General features: G+C 72.5%; 14 protein-coding genes. 7 read left to right on the forward strand and 7 right to left on the reverse strand.

Annotation, left to right across the window (positions count from 1 at the left end; genetic code table 11):
* The first annotated feature begins 53 nt into the window (after window positions 1-53).
* The gene (sdhA, locus tag WME79_RS45180; RefSeq protein WP_437528378.1) at window positions 54-2,087 is read left to right on the forward strand and encodes a succinate dehydrogenase flavoprotein subunit; all 2,034 of its coding nucleotides are present in this window, start codon (window positions 54-56) and stop codon (window positions 2,085-2,087) included.
* Window position 2,088: 1 nt separating this feature from the next.
* The gene (gene sdhB, locus WME79_RS45185) at window positions 2,089-2,910 is read left to right on the forward strand and encodes a succinate dehydrogenase iron-sulfur subunit (RefSeq protein ID WP_437528379.1); all 822 of its coding nucleotides are present in this window, start codon (window positions 2,089-2,091) and stop codon (window positions 2,908-2,910) included.
* An 11-nt stretch (window positions 2,911-2,921) separates the two neighbouring features.
* On the opposite strand, the gene WME79_RS45190 is transcribed toward sdhB, so the two are convergent.
* From WME79_RS45190 to WME79_RS45215, 6 genes are all read right to left on the reverse strand, one after another.
* Window positions 2,922-3,488, reverse strand: a complete 567-nt coding sequence (locus WME79_RS45190) for a hypothetical protein (RefSeq protein ID WP_437528380.1) — start codon at window positions 3,486-3,488, stop codon at window positions 2,922-2,924.
* A 111-nt stretch (window positions 3,489-3,599) separates the two neighbouring features.
* Entirely contained in the window at window positions 3,600-4,484 is an 885-nt protein-coding gene (locus tag WME79_RS45195; protein ID WP_437528381.1) for a branched-chain amino acid ABC transporter permease, read from the reverse strand.
* 85 nt (window positions 4,485-4,569) lie between these two features.
* On the reverse strand, window positions 4,570-5,766 hold the full coding sequence (locus tag WME79_RS45200; protein WP_437528382.1) for an ABC transporter substrate-binding protein: 1,197 nt from the start codon (window positions 5,764-5,766) through the stop codon (window positions 4,570-4,572).
* Window positions 5,767-6,096: 330 nt separating this feature from the next.
* Window positions 6,097-6,843 (reverse strand): TlyA family RNA methyltransferase, encoded by a 747-nt coding sequence (locus tag WME79_RS45205; RefSeq protein ID WP_437528383.1) that lies wholly within the window; start codon window positions 6,841-6,843, stop codon window positions 6,097-6,099.
* Window positions 6,840-7,862, reverse strand: a complete 1,023-nt coding sequence (locus WME79_RS45210; RefSeq protein ID WP_437528384.1) for an ABC transporter substrate-binding protein — start codon at window positions 7,860-7,862, stop codon at window positions 6,840-6,842. Before WME79_RS45210 ends, WME79_RS45205 begins: the two co-directional genes overlap by 4 nt.
* Window positions 7,855-9,024, reverse strand: coding sequence for a trypsin-like serine peptidase (locus WME79_RS45215; RefSeq protein ID WP_437528385.1), 1,170 nt, complete (start codon window positions 9,022-9,024; stop codon window positions 7,855-7,857). Before WME79_RS45215 ends, WME79_RS45210 begins: the two co-directional genes overlap by 8 nt.
* A gap of 270 nt (window positions 9,025-9,294) precedes the next feature.
* On the opposite strand from WME79_RS45215, the gene WME79_RS45220 reads away from it, so the two are divergent.
* The 5 genes from WME79_RS45220 (at window position 9,295) to WME79_RS45240 (ending at window position 15,243) form a co-directional block, all read left to right on the forward strand.
* Window positions 9,295-11,844, forward strand: coding sequence for a DNA internalization-related competence protein ComEC/Rec2 (locus WME79_RS45220; RefSeq protein ID WP_437528386.1), 2,550 nt, complete (start codon window positions 9,295-9,297; stop codon window positions 11,842-11,844).
* Between the two features lie 84 nt (window positions 11,845-11,928).
* Entirely contained in the window at window positions 11,929-13,419 is a 1,491-nt protein-coding gene (locus WME79_RS45225) for a B12-binding domain-containing radical SAM protein (RefSeq protein WP_437528387.1), read from the forward strand.
* Between the two features lie 38 nt (window positions 13,420-13,457).
* Window positions 13,458-13,706 (forward strand): glutaredoxin family protein, encoded by a 249-nt coding sequence (locus WME79_RS45230; protein WP_272101817.1) that lies wholly within the window; start codon window positions 13,458-13,460, stop codon window positions 13,704-13,706.
* 76 nt (window positions 13,707-13,782) lie between these two features.
* Complete coding sequence (locus WME79_RS45235; protein ID WP_437528388.1) at window positions 13,783-14,433, forward strand: TlpA family protein disulfide reductase; 651 nt, start codon at window positions 13,783-13,785, stop codon at window positions 14,431-14,433.
* 111 nt (window positions 14,434-14,544) lie between these two features.
* Window positions 14,545-15,243: a GbsR/MarR family transcriptional regulator gene (locus tag WME79_RS45240; protein WP_437528389.1), complete on the forward strand. Its 699-nt coding sequence runs from the start codon at window positions 14,545-14,547 to the stop codon at window positions 15,241-15,243.
* 12 nt (window positions 15,244-15,255) lie between these two features.
* Here WME79_RS45240 and tssI read toward each other — a convergent pair whose 3' ends face one another.
* On the reverse strand, window positions 15,256-17,292 hold the full coding sequence (gene tssI / locus WME79_RS45245; protein WP_437528390.1) for a type VI secretion system tip protein TssI/VgrG: 2,037 nt from the start codon (window positions 17,290-17,292) through the stop codon (window positions 15,256-15,258).
* Window positions 17,293-17,325: the final 33 nt, after the last annotated feature.

Consider the following 17,325-nt stretch of genomic DNA (forward strand, 5'->3'; position numbering starts at 1 on the left):
ATCGTATCGGCCGCGCCCTTCCGGGGAGCGGCGCGGGAGCATCGGGATCGAACATGGCCGCGAAGAGCACGACGAGGAGCGAGGGGGGGAAGGTTCGGCGCGTGATCGTCGTCGGGGGCGGGCTCGCCGGCCTGATGACGGTGATCAAGCTGTGCGAGGCGAAGGTCCCTGTCGACCTGATCTCCCTCGTGCCAGTGAAGCGCTCGCACTCGGTGTGCGCGCAGGGCGGCATCAACGCCTCGGTGAACACGAAGGGCGAGGGCGACAGCCCCCAGGTGCACCTCGAGGAGACGGCGTACGGCGGCGATTTCCTCGCGAACCAGCCGCCCGTCAAGGGCATGGCCGAGGCCGCGCCGGGCATCGTGAACATGCTCGATCGCATGGGCGTGCCGTTCAACCGGACGCCGGAGGGCCTGCTCGACTTCCGCCGCTTCGGCGGCACGCTGTACCACCGCACGGCGTTCGCCGGCGCCACGACGGGGCAGCAGCTGCTCTACGCGCTCGACGAGCAGGTGCGGCGGTTCGAGCTCGCCGACGTGACCGACGAGCACGGCGTGGCGATCCCGGGCGAGAAGATGGTCCGGAAGTTCGAGTTCTGGGACTTCCTCGAGGCGATCCTCGACGACTCCGGCACGTGCGTGGGCTGCGTCGCGCAGGATCTGAAATCGATGCAGATCCGCGCCTTCACGGGCGACGCCGTCGTGCTCGCGACGGGCGGCTGCGGCATCGTCTTCGGCCGCTCCACGCTGAGCGTCATCTGCACGGGGACGGCGGCGTCGGCGGTCTACCAGCAGGGCGCGGTGTACGCGAACGGCGAGTTCATCCAGGTGCACCCGACGGCGATCCCTGGCGCCGACAAGCTGCGGCTCATCTCGGAGAGCGCGCGCGGCGAGGGCGGCCGCGTCTGGGTGCCGAAGGACAAGACCGACGCGCGGAGCCCGCGGGACATCCCCGAGAAGGAGCGCGACTACCTCCTCGAGCGGATGTACCCCGGCTACGGCAACCTCGTCCCCCGCGACATCGCCGCGCGCGCGATCTTCAAGACGTGCTTCCACGAGGGGCGCGGCATCTGGAGCCCCGCGACGGGCCGGAACGAGAACGAGGTCTACCTCGACCTGACCCACAAGGACGAGAAGTTCCTCCGGTCGAAGCTCGCGGGCATCCTCGAGATCTACGAGAAGTTCGCGGGCACCGACCCGTACAAGAACCCGATGAAGGTCTTCCCGGCGGTCCATTATTCAATGGGCGGCCTGTGGGTCGACTACGAGGCGGACGCGCGGGGCTCGCTCAAGGCCGGGTCGCCGCGCAACCACGCGACGAGCATCCCGGGCCTCTACGCGGTGGGCGAGGTGGACTACCAGTACCACGGGGCCAACCGGCTCGGCGCCAACTCGCTGCTCTCGTGCATCTACGGCGGCATGGTGTGCGGGCCGGCGGTGGCGACCTATCAGCGGAGCATCAAGCGGAGCGCGCTCGACCTGCCGCGCTCGATCTTCGACAAGGCCGAGAAGCGCGCGGAGTCGAGCTACCAGCGCATCCTGACGCAGAACCAGGACGCGAAGCAGCCGGAGAACGCGTACCGGCTGCACCAGGAGCTCGGCGAGACGATGCTGCGCGACTGCACGATCGAGCGCGACAACGCCACGCTCGACCGCGTGCTCGAGAAGCTCGGCGAGCTCGAGGAGCGGGCGGAGCGGATCAAGTGCACGGACACGGCCCCGCGGGTGAACCAGGGGGCGCAGTTCGTGCGCCACCTCGAGAACATGCTGGTGCTCGCTCGGGTCATCGCGCAGGGCGCGAGGAACCGCGACGAGTCGCGCGGGGCGCACTACAAGCCGGAGTTCCCGGCGCGGAACGACGCCTCGTGGATGCGCACGACGCTGGCGCGCCACGAGGAGAAGGGCGCGGTGAAGTTCGTCCGCGAGTTCGACTACGCGTGCGCCGGCCAGTCGATCCATGTGACGGACGCGGTGGACACGTCGCTCGTGACGCCGCGGGAGCGCAAGTACGAGCAGGCGGGCGCGGCGAGCGCGGCGAGCGCGGCGAGCGCGCAAGCGACAGGGAAGCTGTCGCAGAAGAGCGTGTAGGATGGCCAAGGCGAGCGGAGACGAGGCGAACGGGGCGGCGGCGCCGGCGCAGCCGAAGGGCGAGGGCCGGCTTGTGCACCTGCGCGTGCGGCGGCAGGACACCGTGGATCGGACGGAGTCGCGGCGCTGGGAGGAGTTCAAGGTCCCCTACCTGCCGCAGATGAACGTGATCAGCGCGCTGCAGCAGATCCAGAAGGATCCGCGGACCGTGGACGGCAAGGAGGTGGCGCCTGTCGTCTGGGAGGCGGTGTGTCTGGAGGAGGTGTGCGGCTCGTGCACGATGGTGATCAACGGTCGAGTCCGACAGGCCTGCTCGGCGCTGATCGACCAGATCGCGCCGAAGGGCGAGGTGATCACGCTGGAGCCGATGTCCAAGTTCCCGCTCGTGCGCGACCTGCTCGTCGACCGGAGCCGGATGTTCGAGGACATGAAGCGCGTGCGGGCGTGGATTGACATCGACGGCACGCACGAGCTCGGCCCGGGCCCGCGCGAGTCGCCGGAGCGGCAGCAGGAGCGATATCCGCTCTCCCGCTGCATGACGTGCGGCTGCTGCGTCGAGGCGTGCCCGCAGTACAGCGACGGGACGAAGTTCGTCGGCGCCTTCGCCATCAACCTGGTGCGGCTCTACAACATGCACCCTTCGGGGGCGATGCACGAGGGCGAGCGCCTCGAGTCGGTGATGAGCGAGGGTGGGATCACCGATTGCGGCAAGTCGCAGAACTGCGTCGAGGTGTGCCCGAAGGAGATCCCGCTCGTCGACTCGCTCGCGTCCGTCTCCCGCGACACGACGAAGCGCATGCTGTTCGGCTGGCTGCTGAAATAGTCTCGCCCGACCTACGGAAACAGCGACCCCGTCCCGAGCCCGAGCCCGTTCCCGAGCCCCATCTGCAACGCGTCCGGCGTGCGCGGCCGCGCCAGCTTGCCCATGCGCATCCCGAGGACGTGCGTGATCAGCGTGCAGGCCTGGTGCGCCCGCGCCGTCGCCTCGCACCCCATCCAGGCGCCGAGCGGCTCCCGCTCGCCGTCCTCGGCGTAGCGGATCACCGCGCCGCTCTCGGCGACCGTGATCCAGGCGTTCGCCTGGCGCGGCAGCGAGGCGTGCAGCACGCCGACCTGGCCCAGCGGATCGTCGTTCGGACCCGTGACCCGGCCGTCCGGCTCGAGCAGCGCCACCGGCTCGGCCTCCAGGCCGAACACGCGCCCGCCGCGATCGACGCTGAGCTGGTGCTCGCCGTTCACGAGGATCTTGCCGTCCGGCATGATGTCGACCGTGAGGTCGGCGACCGCCCAGCGCGCGCGGGGGATGTCGAGCAGCGCGCCGCCGCGCACCCAGTTGGCGGGGGGCACCGGGGCGCACGCCGCGAGCAGCGAGAGCGGTACGACGAGAGCGAGGCGTCGCATGCGCCGAGCATACCGCAAGGAGGCGCGGCGCGTGGGCCGGCGGGGCCAGGGCGGCCCTGCTTGTTGTGGAGGATGGAAGCGCGGCGCGTGGGCCGGCGGGCCAGGGCGGCCCTACACCTTCTCGGTCCCGGTCGTGCCGAGCAGCCCCGTCGGCTTCACAAGGAGCACCCCGATCAGCACCGCGAACACAAGGACGTCCTGCAAGCCGGAGTAGGGCGTGAGCTTCGTCATCTCTCCGATGATCCCGATCAGCATGCCCCCGAGCATGGCGCCCGTGATGTTGCCGATGCCGCCGATGACCGCCGCCACGAACGCGCGGTTGCCGATCACGACGCCCATCGTGGGGTACACCTGCGACTGATCGAGGCAGTACAGCACCGCGCCCACCGCCGCGAGCATCGAGCCCGTGAGGAAGGTGAGCGCGATGATGCGGCTCGTGCGGACGCCCATCAGCCGGGCGGCCTCGACGTTCACGCTGAGTGCGCGCATCGCCTTGCCCGTCCAGGTGCGCCGCACGAGCAGCTCCAGGCCGATCATCACGAGGATCGAGGTGACGAAGATCACCTGCCGCGTGTGCTCGATCGGCAGGAGCTGCGGATAGCCGCGGTAACGGGCGGTGAAGAGGAGCTGCGCCAGGTTCTGGAGGAGGACGCTCATCCCGAGCGCCGTGACCAGCGGCGTGATCCGGGTGTTCGCGAGGCCCCGCCCCCGGGAGCGGAGCGGCGCGTAAGCCACCTTCTCGACGATGACCCCGAGGACGCCCGCGAAGGCCATCGCGCAGAGGGTGCCGGCCACGCCCGCGAACAGCGGCGCGCTGTCGCCGCCGAACGCCGCGATCCCGAAGAGCCCGGCGAAGGCGCCCATCATGAAGATCTCGCTATGAGCGAAGTTGATGAGCTTGAGGATGCCGTAAACCATCGTGTAGCCGAGGGCGACCAGCGCGATCATCGACCCCTGGGCGAGCCCTGTGATCAGGGCATTCACGATCTTCTCCATGGAGACCTCTTCACCGCACGTTCCGCACGTTCCGCACGTCCCGCGCGCTGCTCACGTCCGAGCCAGCGCGCGGGAACGACCGCTATTACTTCGCAGCCTTCTCGTTGACCGTTGAGTAGTAGGTAAACTGCTTGTCCTTGATCCGGACGATGACGACCGGCTTGTCCGCGTTGCGCTCGGCATCGATGGTGATGACGCCCGTCGCGCCCTGGAACCCCTTGGTGTCCTGGATGGCCGCCCGGATGTCGTCCGGCGTCATCGCCTTCGCGCGGCCCATCGCGTCGGCGAGCAGCCTGGCCGCGTCGTAGCCCTGCGCCGCGATGCTCGACGGCGTGCGGTTGTACCGGTCCTTGTACTTCTGCACGAAGGCCTGCGAGTTGGGCCAGGGGACGTCCGGCGCGTAGTGGTTCGTGAAGTACGCTCCATCGAGCTCCTCGGCGGCGTCGCGCAGGAGCTCGTTCGCGTCCCACCCGTCGCTGCCGACGAACATGCTCCCTGGTACGCCCGCGGCCTTGGCCTGCCGCGCGACCGGGGCCATGCTCGTGTAATAGATCGGCGCGTAGATCATCTCGGGGTTCGCCGATTTGAGCTCGTTGATGTACGTCGTGAAGTTGGTCTCCTTCTTGAGGAAGCTCTTCTCCATGACGATCTCGCCGCCCAGGCGCTTCACCTCGTCGCGGAACTCCTTGGCGAGGCCCGACGAGTAGAGGTCGTCGGAGGCGAAGAAGAGCCCGACCTTCTTCTTGCCGAGCGTGTTCACGATGAACTGCGCGCCCATCTGGCCCTGCACGTCGTCCGTGAAGCAGGCGCGGAACACGAACGGGCCGACCTTCGTCACGTCCGGGTTCGTCGAGGACGGCGAGATCATCGGCACCTTCTTCTTGTTGGCGACGATGCCGCCGGCGCGCGACCGCGACGAGGCGACCTCGCCGAGGAGGGCCAGCACGTGATCCCGATCGATGAGCTGCAGGACCTTGTTGGTCGCCTCCTCGGGCTTCGACTTGTTGTCCTCGTAGAGGACGTGGATCGGCTTGCCCTTGACCCCACCGGCCTTGTTGATCTCATCGATCGCGAGATCGATACCCTCCTTCGAGTCGACGCCGAACGCCGTCTCCTCGCCCGAGAGGCTGAAGTAAGCGCCGACCTTCCACTCGGCGTCGTCCTTGGCGTGCTCAGCCGCGTTGCCGGCCGGCCCCTCGCCCTTCTTGTCGCAACCGAGCGTCATCGCGCTGAGCGCGAGCGCCCCGGCGATCATCTTCACCAAACCCCGTCGTCCGAGCATGTCGTCGTCCTCCCTGTCGCCGGGCTGCCTCGCGTGGGGTCGCCCGCGGTGGCCATGGCCGCCCACGGAGCGGCTCAGAGCGCGTGTACTCACCGCGTCTACCATTGTCTACGCGACACGTCAGCACCGTCGGGCCGCTGTGCGGTCGGCGTGGAGCATCTTAAGTGTTCGACTTTCCACGGATTCCGCCGACCGAGCCCGGCGTCGTGGCGCGCGGCGTCGCGCGCCGCGGCCAGCCAACGCGGTGCGCATGGCGGCTAGCCGATGCGGCGGCTGGTCAACGGGGTGCACATGGCGGCTAGCCGACGCGGCGGCCGATCGACGCCGCGGCTATCCGATGCGGCGCGCATGGACGAAGTGCTCGACGTTTCCCTTCGGTCCGCGCACGGCGCTGTCGACCTGGCCGATGACCGAGAAGCCCGCTGCCTCGATGGCCTGGCGCCCCTCGGCGATCGCCGCGAGGCGGGTCGGCTCGTCGCGGATGACGCCGCGGCCGCGGGCGGCGGCCTCGCGGCCTGCCTCGAACTGCGGCTTGATCAGCGCCACGAGATCCCCCGACGGGCGCAGCAGGCGGGCGATCGCGTCGATGAGGCGCGAGATGCTGATGAACGACGCGTCGACCACGACGAGATCGATGGGGGCGTCGAAGTCCTCTCGCTGGAGCTCGCGGGCGTTGACCCGATCGCGCACCTCGACACGCGCATCGGCGCGGAGCTTGGCGGCGAGCTGGCCGTAGCCGACGTCGACGGCGAAGACCCGCGCCGCGCCGCGCTGGAGCAGGCAGTCGGTGAAGCCGCCGGTCGAGGCGCCGACGTCGACGCACGTCTTCCCGGCGACATCGAGGCCGTGCGCCGCGAAGGCCGCGAGCGCGTGCTCGAGCTTGTCGCCGCCGCGCGAGACGAACCGGGGGCCGGAGGCGACGTGGACCTCGGCGTCCTCCGGGAGCAGCGTGCCCGGCTTGTCGATGCGGCGCGGCCCCGAGGTGACCTTGCCGGCCATGATCAGCGCCTGCGCCTCGGTCCGCGAGCCGACGAGCTTCCGGGCGACGAGCAGGGCGTCGGCGCGCACGCGGGTCATGGCGCCTCCGTCCTGGGCAGGGGCGCCGCGAGGCCTGCGCCGCCGGGGGAGGGAGGGATGGCCGCGTCGTCGGAGAGCGCCAGCGTGTCGCCGTGGAGCGCCCGCGCGACGGCGGCGAGGCCGTCGCCGATGCGCGGGCCCGGGCGCAGCGCGATATCGGTGTTCAGCGGGCGCAGGCGCCCCTCGCGCACGGCGCGCAGGGATCTCCAGCCTGGCGCGTCCCTGAGCGCCGCCAGCCTGGAGGCGCCCTGCGCATCGGCGTCGCTGGACGTGCCGTCGAGCAGGACATCGGGATCCAGCGCGAGCAGCTGCTCGACGCTGATCGACGGGTAGGCGCCGCCGCGGGCGATCACGTTCTCGCCGCCGGCCAGACGGATGAGCTCATCGGGGAAGCTGCCGGGGCCCGCGACGAAGAGGGGCGAGGTGTCGAACAGCAGGGCGGCCCGGACGCGCGAGGCGCCTTTCGCGGCGACGGCCTGCTCGACCGCGCGGCGCCGGGCGCGGATCCGGCCGATCGCCTGCTCCGCGCCGGGCGCCGCGTCGAGCCGCCGCCCGAGCTCCGTGAGCATGTCCTCGATCTGCGCGAGCGACTCGGTGTCGGGGAAACACGTCGCGATCCCGTGCGCGCGCAGCGACTCGTCGAGCGCGGGCCCCGCGGGGCCGCGGGCGCCGACGACGAGGGTCGGCGAGAGCGCGATGATCGCCTCGATGCTCGGATCGGCGTAGCCGCCGACGCTGGGCAGGCGGAGCACCTCGGGCGGGTGGTCGCAGTAGCGGGACCGGCCTACGAGCGTCGCGCCGGCGCCGATGGCGCAGACCGCCTCCGTGGTGCTGGGCGATAGCGAGACGACGCGCGCTCCCGCCGCGCGCGGCGGGGCGGTGCGCTCGCACGCCGCGAGCCCGAGCGCCGCGAGCCCGGCGAGCGCGGCCCGCCGCGAGAGCGCGGGGCCCGGCGCGCCCGGCAGGAGCGCGGTCCGCGCGGCGGCGTTCCGCGTGGAGGTGCGCCCCTCGTCAGCCAAGCCGCTCCCGGCTGCGCCGCCGCCGCAGGCTCGCGAGAGCGCCCAGGCTCGCCGCCACGAGCACCCAGGGGACCGGCTGCGTCGGATCAGGCCGCGGTTTGGCGCTGCAGGACCCGCTCGATTCGTCGTCTGCGGACGCTTCAGGGACCTTCGCGCAGAAGCCGGGCTCGCCGTTGCAGCTGTAGCCGTCAGGGCATGCAGCGGCCTCGTTGCAGGGCCGCGTGCAGTAGCCGTCGAGGCACGCGTTCGCAGGGCACTGCTCCGGCTGTTCGCACGTGGCGCCGACCTCCGCCGAATAGGCGGGATCGGTGGGGTAGCCGGTCGCCCAGGGGGGCTCTTTGTATCCTCCGGCACGGGCGGCGCGCACGGTCGTCTCTTTAATCCATTCCGCCCAGCGGTACACGTAGCCGTAGATCGGATACTCGCAGCCCGCGGCCCCGCGCGAGGTCACGCCGATCACGCGGTGCATCAGATCGAGGCTGGGTCCGCCCGAGTCTCCCTCGCAGATGCCGGTGTCCCCGACCCACTCCGTCGCCTTCACCAGGGACGACGGGCAGCCGTCAGCCACGCAGTCGATGAACAGCCTGTCGCGGCGCCGCCGGAGGCCCGCGCCCGTGCTCTCGTCGTTCGTCGCCCCGAAGCCGACCGCGTAGTACTCCTCGCCCTCGACGAGGGGCACGTCGACGCGCGGCACGAGCGGCACGGCCTCGCTCTCCGGGATCGGCTCGTCCAGGATCAGGATCGCCTGATCGTTGCCGCAGAACGCGTCCGTCCCCTCGCCGGGGAGCAGCACGACCTCGCTGCCGCCGTAGAAACGCGCGTACCTGCCGATCTCCGCGTCGGTCGTCACGAAGATCCGGCGCGCGAGGTGCGTGTCCGTGAACTTCGTGGATCGACAGGTGATCTGGCCGTCGAGCTCATTGGCCATGTCCGACACACAATGACGGGCCGTCAGCACGACGTTCGGGGCGATCAAGCTGCCGGTGCAGATCGCGCCGATCTCGTCGTTGTAGATGCCCACGACAGCCCTGTCGCCGTCGTCGAGATATCCGTCCTGAATGGCATCCCGCGCCTCACCGATCTCGTCAGGGGGCGCCTCCAGGGCCGAGCTGCACGCTGTCGCAGCGAGTCCCAGGGCGAGAATCCAGGTGACTCTGGGCAAGCAAAACGACATCGAAAGCCTCCAGATACTGCAATGTCTGCGCGCGCCGTGGGTGCCGCAAGGAGCAAAAGATTCTAGAGGCGAAGTTGCGATCGCGCACGCGCGCCGGGCGCGATGACCGACTCGGCTCGTTGCTCCCCCCACACAACAGAGAGCTCTTGCAGGATCGTCCGGCGCGTCGACGCGGTCGACGCCGCGCGCCGCCATGGCGGCGCCAGGGGCGCGGCGGCCGTTCCCCCGTGAAATACCGCGGGAACGAGCGCGGCCCAGGTGTTGCGGGGCGGCCTGGCCGTGATCGATCCCGTCCTGCTCTTCGGCCTCGCGCTCGCCGCGGGCGCGCCGCTCGCCCTCTCTCCGCTGGCCACGGCGCTCGGCGCCGCGCTCGCCGCGGCGGCGCTCCGCCGCCGGGCCAGCCGCGCCGCGCTCGCCGCCGCCGGGGTGGCGCTCGTCGTGAGCGGCCTCCGCGCCCGCGCGCTGCTCGACGGCGCGGGCGCCGCCTACGAGGGCGCCCTCGCGCTGCTGCAGCCGCCGGCGCGCTGCGAGGTGGCGTGCGCCGTCGTCAGCTCGCCGGTCGTTGTCGGGGCGGCGCAGCGGCGCTCCGCAGCGGCGAGCGGCGAGGACGAGCCGCCGGCCTCGCGCATCGACGTGGAGCTCTCCGGCGGGACGTGCGGCGGGCGAGCGCTGCCGGGGCCGCTCCGGGCGCGCCTCTACGGCGCGCCGCTGGATCTCGCGCGGGGCGACCGGCTCGAGGTCACCGTGGACCTCTCGCCGATCCACCTGTTCCGGAACGAGGGGCTCCGGGACGCGACCGCCGCGATCGCGCGGAGCGGGATCGTCGCGAGCGGGACGATCGTCGAGGCGCAGCGGACGTCGGAGGGGCGCGCGATCGACGTGCGCGCGGCCGTCGATCGCGCGCGGGCCTTCGTGCGCGGGCGCATCGAGGCGACGTTCCACCCCGACGCGGTGGCGCTCGGGCGCGCGCTCGTGCTCGGCGAGACCGACCTCGCGCCCGAGGACCAGGAGGCCTTCCGCGAGAGCGGCCTCGCGCACCTGCTCGCGGTCTCGGGGACGCACCTCGTCCTCGCGGTGGCGGGCTTCGCCGCGGCGCTCCGCGCGATCCTCGTCCGCGTCGGGCCGATCGCCGCCCGGTGGGACGCGGGCCGGATCACCGCCGCGCTGTGCGTGCCGGCCGCGTGGCTCTACGCCGACTTCGCCGGCGGCGGCGGCTCGGCGATGCGCGCCGCGGCGATGCTCAGCTGCGCGATGGGCGCCCGCCTCCTCGGCCTCCGTCCGGTGGGCGTCCGCTGCTTCGCCCTGTCGCTCGCGGGCGCCGCCGCCGTGGATCCGCTCGTCGCGTGGGATCTCTCGTTCGGCCTGTCCGCGGCCGCGACCGCCGGGCTGCTCTGGCTGCAGCGGCCGCTCGCCGCGCTGCTCGTGCCCGGCGAGCGGGAGCGCGGCGACGGCGGCGCCGAGGGCGGGCCGGGCGCGTCGTCGCCGCGGGAGCTCGCGCGCAAGGTCCTCGCGCCCCTCGCGACGACGCTCGCCGCCATGTTCGGGTGCGCGCCGCTGCTGCTCATGAACGGGGAGACGTTCCCGCTGCTCGGCGTGGCGGCGAACGTGGTCGCCGCGCCCATCGGCGAGCTGGCGGCGCTCCCGTTCTGCCTCGCGCACGCCGTGCTCTCGTGGGCGCCGCCGGTCGAGCGCGGGTGCGCGCTCGTCGGGTCGGGCGCGCTGCTCGCGGTCCGCGCCGTGGCCCGCGCCTCGGCGGACACCGGCATGGTGCTGCGCCTGCCCGAGCCGTCGCCTGCCCAGCTGGCCGCGCTCGCCGCCGCGATCGCGATCGCGTGGGCCGCGGAGCGCCGCGGCCGCCGGCTCGCCGCGCTCGCCGCCGGCGCCGCCGCGTGGCTGCTGCTCGAGGGCGTCGCCACGCGCGCGGGCGCGCCGCGCGGCGTGCTGCGCGTCAACGTGCTCGACGTGGGGCAGGGCGACGCCATCCTGATCGACCTCCCCGAGGGCGGCGCGATGCTCGTCGACGCGGGCGGCTTCGTGGGCAGCCCCGTCGATACGGGCGCGCGCGTGCTCCGGCCGCTCCTGCGATCGCGCCGCCGCGCGCGCCTCGACGCCGTCGTCCTCTCGCACCCGCACCCCGATCACTTCGGCGGCCTGCCCGCCACCGTGGAGGGCGTCGAGGTCGGCGAGCTCTGGGACACCGGCCAGGGCGAGGCCGAGGGCGCGGGCCCGGTCTACCGGAAGCTCCTGTCCGACCTGCGCCGGCGCGGCGTGCCCATCGTGCGGCCCGACGCGCTCTGCGGCAGGCCGCGGGTCCTCTCGGGGGCGACGATCGAGGTGCTCGCGCCGTGCCCGGAGCTCCACCCCGACCGGGGCGCCAACGACAACTCCTTCGTCCTGCGCATCCGTTACGGGGCGCGTTCCGCGCTGCTCGTGGGCGACGCCGAGCACGAGGCCGAGGACGCGCTCGTGGCGCGCTACGGCGCCGCGCTCCACGCCGATCTGCTCAAGGTGGGGCACCACGGCAGCCGGACGTCGACCGGCGCGGCGCTCCTCGCGGCCGTCGACCCCTCGATCGCCGCCGTGTCCTGCGGCGTCCGCAACCGCTTCGGGCACCCGAGCCCGGAGGTGCTCTCCCGCCTCTCGGCCCGCGGCGTCGCGATCGCGCGCACGGACCGCGGCGGCGCCCTGACCTGGGAGACCGACGGCGAGCGCGTCCTCTGGTCCCGCCCGGGCGAGCCGCCGCGCCCGGCCCCCGGTCCCCGCGGCGGGGAGGCCGCCGGACACGCCCCGGAGAACGGTGCGCCGTAAGCTGGAAAAAATCGCCGCTCCGGACGGCTGTCAGTTGGCCTCCCCATCCTTGCGCCTGGACGTCCCCTGAGGGACGCTGGGTCGATGTCTCGTAGCGCGATGACGACCACGATCCGCCGCCGCCTGGCGGGCGAGATCGGTCGTATCGACAAGCAGGCGCCCTTCCGCGTCGCGCTGTCTTACCCCTCGCCGTACCGGGCCGGAATGAGCTCGCTCGGCTTCCTCCAGATCTACAAGACCATCCAGGCCGAGCCCGGGATGGCGTGCGAGCGGGCCTTCCTCCCGGACGACGAGGGCCAGGGCACGGACGGCCCCCCGATCACGTACGAGGGGCTCCGCCCCATCTCCGATTTCCCGGTCATCGCGCTCTCGGTGGCCTACGAGCTCGAGCTCGCCGGGGTCGTCCGCCTCCTCGAGCTGGCGGGGATACCGGCGCTCCGGGAGGAGCGCTCCTTTCGCGATCCGTTCGTCCTCGCGGGCGGTCCGCTCACGTTCTCGAACCCGCTGCCGCTCGCGGTGTTCGCCGACGCGATCATCATGGGCGAGGCCGACAGCCTGGCCGTGGAGGTGCTCCGCGTGCTGCGGGACGCCTCGTCGCGCGAGGCGGCGCTCGACGCGCTGGCGGCCCTCCCCCACGTCTTCGTCCCCGCGCGCCACGGCGCGGAGATGCCCCCGGTCGCGCAGTGCGATAACGCGCTCCTCCCCGCCTGGTCGCCGATCCGCGCCGAGGAGACCGAGCTCTCGAACATGTTCCTCATCGAGGCGGAGCGGGGCTGCTCGCGCGGGTGCACCTACTGCGTGATGCGCCGCTCGACCAACGGCGGCATGCGCATCGTCCCGAAGGAGCGCCTCCTCGAGCTCATCCCCGAGGACGCGAGGCGCGTCGGCCTCGTCGGCGCCGCGGTCAGCGATCACCCGAAGATCGTCGAGGTGGTCCGGACGCTCGCCGAGCGGGGCTGCGAGGTCGGCCTGAGCAGCCTCCGGCCGGACCGGCTGACCGACGAGTTCGTCGGCGCGCTGCGGCTCGCGGGCTACAAGACGCTCACGACGGCGATGGACGGCACGAGCGAGCGGGTCCGCGAGACGCTCGAGCGGCGCGCCCGGCCCAGGCACCTCCAGCGGGCCGCAGAGCTCGCGCGGCAGCACGGGATGAATCGGCTCAAGCTGTACCTGATGGTCGGCGTCCCCGGCGAGACCGACGCCGACGTCGACGAGTGCGTCGCCTTCGTCTCGGAGCTGTCCCGGATCGTGCCGGTCGCGCTCGGGATCGCGCCGTTCTGCCCGAAGCGCAACACGCCGCTCCACGGCGCGCGCTTCGCCGGGATCGACGTCGTGAACAAGCGGCTCGACCGGCTCCGCCGCGGGCTGCGGGGCCGCGCGGACGTGCGGGCCACGAGCGCGCGCTGGGCGTGGGTCGAGGCGGTGCTCGCCGCCGGCGGCGAGGCCGAGGGGCGCGCCGTCCTGCAGGCGGTGCACGCCGGCGGCTCGTTCCGGGACTACGAGCGCGCGTTCGAGAAGATCAAGCGGCCGGAGCCGCCGCGCCGGCAGAGCCTGCCGCTGCTCGCGGCGGGGTGAGCGGGGCGGCAGCCCGGCCCGGAGGACGCCACGTGGCGATGAAGACGCTGACCCTCTTCACGCGCGAGCGCTGCCACCTCTGCGAGGAGGCCCACGCCGCGCTCGAGCGCGTGCGCGCCCGGCTGCCGTTCGAGCTCGCCGTCGTCGACCTCGACCGGGAGGCCGGCCCGGAGAAGCGAGCGCTGTACGACTGGGAGGTCCCGGTGGTCGAGCTCGATGGGCGGAAGATCATGAAGTACCGCGTCGATGAGCGGCGGCTCGAGCGGCTGCTCTCCGGCCCGGAGTGAAGTACCGCGTCGACGCGCGGCGGCGGGCGTTTCGGCCCGCTTTCGCCCTGCGCCGCGCTACGCTATGCGAATCCCCGTGAAGTGGACGACCATCGCGCAGCTCGCCTTCATCCTCGTCGCTGCCGTCACGGTCTACGGCTTCGTGCACGCGGCGCAGAATGATCAACGCACCACCGGCTGCGAGGCCATCTGCGCCCTGCGCCCCGCGTATGCCGGCCGGAACCGGCTCGCGCCGGACTTCGAGCTGCCGGACATGAACGGCAAGCCCGTCCGGCTGTCGTCCTTCCGGGGCAAGACGGTCTTCCTGAACTTCTGGACCAAGACCTGCGCCCCGTGCCTGCAGGAGATGCCGGCGCTCGCGGAGCTCGGCCGGATCGCGCAGTCGCGGAACGACATCGTCGTCCTCACGGTCTCGACCGACGAGGGGCCGGACGACGTGCGCGACGCGCTCAAGGTGGCCCTGAACGGAGACCCGCCGTTCCCGGTCCTGTTCGACCCCGAGTCCAAGGTCGTGATGGACCAGTACGGCACGCAGCTCTACCCGGAGACGTGGATCATCGACCCGAACGGGATCATCCGGGCCCGCTTCGACGGCGCGCGGGACTGGTCGAGCAGCCTGGCCATCGAGGTGGGCGAGATGGTCTCGCGCTGGGGCAGCTGCCCGGTCGATATCTACAAGAGCAAGCCGCGCGCCGGATCCGTCGACGTCTGCGCCGACGATTCCTGAGCGGGCTCCCGCGCGGGGGGCAATCAGGCCAGGCGTACGGGGCGCACGGGGGTGTGGGGCGCGCTCGCCGCTTGGCGCATTCGTGAAAGATCGTTATGTGAGTCACCCATCATGACCGCCCGGAGGCCGACGTCGCCGACAGCGCACCCGCCGCAGCCGCCCGCAACGGGTGAGGGGGGCGACGGGAGCGCCTCGGACGAGCGGGTCGCGGCGGCGCGGCAAGCGCTGCTCGAGGGGGTCGGCGCCGAGATCGCCGCGTCGTTCCCCGGCATCACCCGGCTGGGTGGGCAGGTCGTGGCGGCGCTCTACCTGGCGGACGTGCCGCGCTCGATGGATGAGCTCAGCCAGGAGCTCGGCCGCTCCAAGAGCAACATCTTCGCGAACCTGCGCGGCCTCGAGGCGGCCGGGATCATCGAGCGCCGGCGGGAGTCGGGCGCGCGGCACGACTCGTTCGCGCTGCGCGGCAAGTACCCGGACGTGATCGTCGGCGCGTACCTCGGCCGCCTGCGCCGCGTGGTGCAGGACAAGCGCGCGCTCGCGCGGCGCGCGCTCTCGCTGCTCGGCGACGCGCAGGGCGCGGAGGCCGACGCGATGCGCTCGCGGCTCGACGACCTGTCGCGCAAGTACGACCTGTTCGCCGACCTGATGGAGCAGCTCCTGCCGTCGATCGACGGCCCGGTCGATCTCGAGCGGCTGATCGCGCAGGTGCCCGAGGCGATGGTCCGCTCCCTGAACGCGGCGGCCCGCGTCGCATGGGCAGCGGGCGACGCGATCAGCCGCCTGAGCGGCCGAGCGGGGCGCAAGAAGTAGCGGCGGCCCGCGTCACCCGCGCGGCGGGCAGTCCCGCATCTCGATGAGGATGCCGGTCGACGTCTCGATCCGGTGCATCAGGTTCACCTCCCGGGCCACCGGGGACGGCGTGATCGGGTTGGGCGCGGCGCCCACGATCATCGGCCGGTCGGGGTCGCCGTCGAGGAAGACCATCAGCACCTCGATGCCGGGCTTGAGCGGGAAATGGATGCCGTAGTTCGGCCCGGCGTGCGGCTGGATCATCCGCACGAGCCGCGAGGGGAACGCGCGCGACGCGGGATCCCCCGCGTCGAAGTGGAAGCGCACCCGGTAGCGCCCCTGCTCGTCGATCGGCGAGACCTCCCCGATCTCGCCGTCCGGGAGCGGCTCCACCAGCGCCGTCACCACCCCGTGGATCTTCGGCCGCGGCGCCGTCCGCGGCGGGCGGTAGGCCTGCGCGGCGCGCACCAGGCGCGCGCGGTTGACGTACTCCTGCTCGCCGCCGGCCCCGCCCTCGATGGCCACCGGCTGCACCGCGCGGTGCTCGACCTCGACGGCCAGGAACCGCTCGCCGTCGAGCCGCGGGTGGCCCTCGAGCGCGAAGACCGCCCCAGGGATCAGCCGGAGCTCGTCGCTCTGGCACTCGAAATAGCGGCTCGACGAGGCCCGCTCCTCCGCGCGGATCTGCGCCAGCTGCTGGCCCTCCTCCGGCGTCTTGTGATGCGCGCCGTACTCGACAACGCCGCCCCCGAGGCCCGCCGGCGACTCGTGCGCTGCCGTCATGTCGAGCCTTGGCGTCCGGTAATTGTACTCCTGCATGACGTACGTCGCAGGGAAGGCCCTGGCCTGCTCCCTGAGCTCGAACATGTCGCGCCGCTCGCCCCGCGGCCGGAACACCACCGCGTCGCCCCCCGGCAGCGGCTGGAAGCCCGTCGGCTCGTCGGTGAACACCATCACGTCGCGGCCCGACTCGTGCTCGAAGAAGAACGAGATCCCGAGGTGCTCGGCGAGCCGCGAGATGAAGGCCAGATCCGTCTCCTTGTACTGGACGATCATCTCCCGCTCGGGGTGATCTCGGTAGAGGCGCATCACCACGTCTTCGGGCCCGAGCCCCACCATCGCGAGCTTGTCCTGGATGAGCTTTGGCACGCTGATGTCGAGGAAGACCTGCTGGAGCTCCACCAGCGTCGCGCGGAACGCCCGCGGCGTGAGCCGGAGCCGGTAGGAGCGGAGAGCGGTCTCCGTCTCGTGCCGGTCCTCCACCTCGGCGATCATGCCGTGTACGGTCCGCTCGTCCGCGCCCTGGACCTCGAACACGAGCGACGCCGTCGCCCCCAGCACCTGTTCGATCGAGAGCTCGGCGCCGTCGCTGCACACGACATCGATGTCGTACGAGAAGAGCTGGCCGATGGCCTCTTTGCCGTGCACCCCGCGCACCCGGACGAGGTCGCAGGAGAAATCGTTGGAGTCGAGCCGCAGGATCGGCGCCTGCCGTGCCCGGTCCCGGAGCGCAGCCTTCGCCTCTTGAAGCGCTTCCATCGGCGCCTCGCGCGCGGCACGGAGCATCGATTCCGCTGCGCCGGGCTGGCGGAACGGCAGGTGATCGGGCGCCCCTGGGCCGCCCTGGGACGGCGGGAGCTCCCGCGGCCCTCCAGCGCTCGCCCCCTGGCGCAACGGCGGCGCTTCCCGCGGTCCTCCGAGGATCGCTCGCGGTGGCGATAGCGGCACATCGCGAGGCCCTCCGGCGCTCGCTCTCGCCGGCGCCTCGAGGAGCTCTCGGTCGTCAGGAGACGGCGCTGGCGGGGCATCCTCCTCCGGCCCGGCCGCCTCCTCCTCCGGCCCGGCCGCCTCCTCCGGGCTTTCAGCGCACGCCGCGCGCGCGATCGGCTCGCTGCACGGGGGCCCTGCGTCGGGGGCCTCGCGGATGCGCGCGGCGGCGGACGCCGTCGCCATCGTCACGGCGCTGGGCGCGCGGTGCGCCGTCGCGGCCGTGGGCTCACCGCACGGCGGGGCGGCGGCGGGTGGGGACGGCTCGCTGCACCTCAGGGGTTCCGTCGGCTCTCGGTTCATCGTCGCGCCTCCTCCGCGGCTCGCCTGGTACTG

Origin of the sequence: Sorangium sp. So ce726 (assembly GCF_051521405.1) — a bacterium.
GTDB lineage: Bacteria > Myxococcota_A > Polyangia > Polyangiales > Polyangiaceae > Sorangium.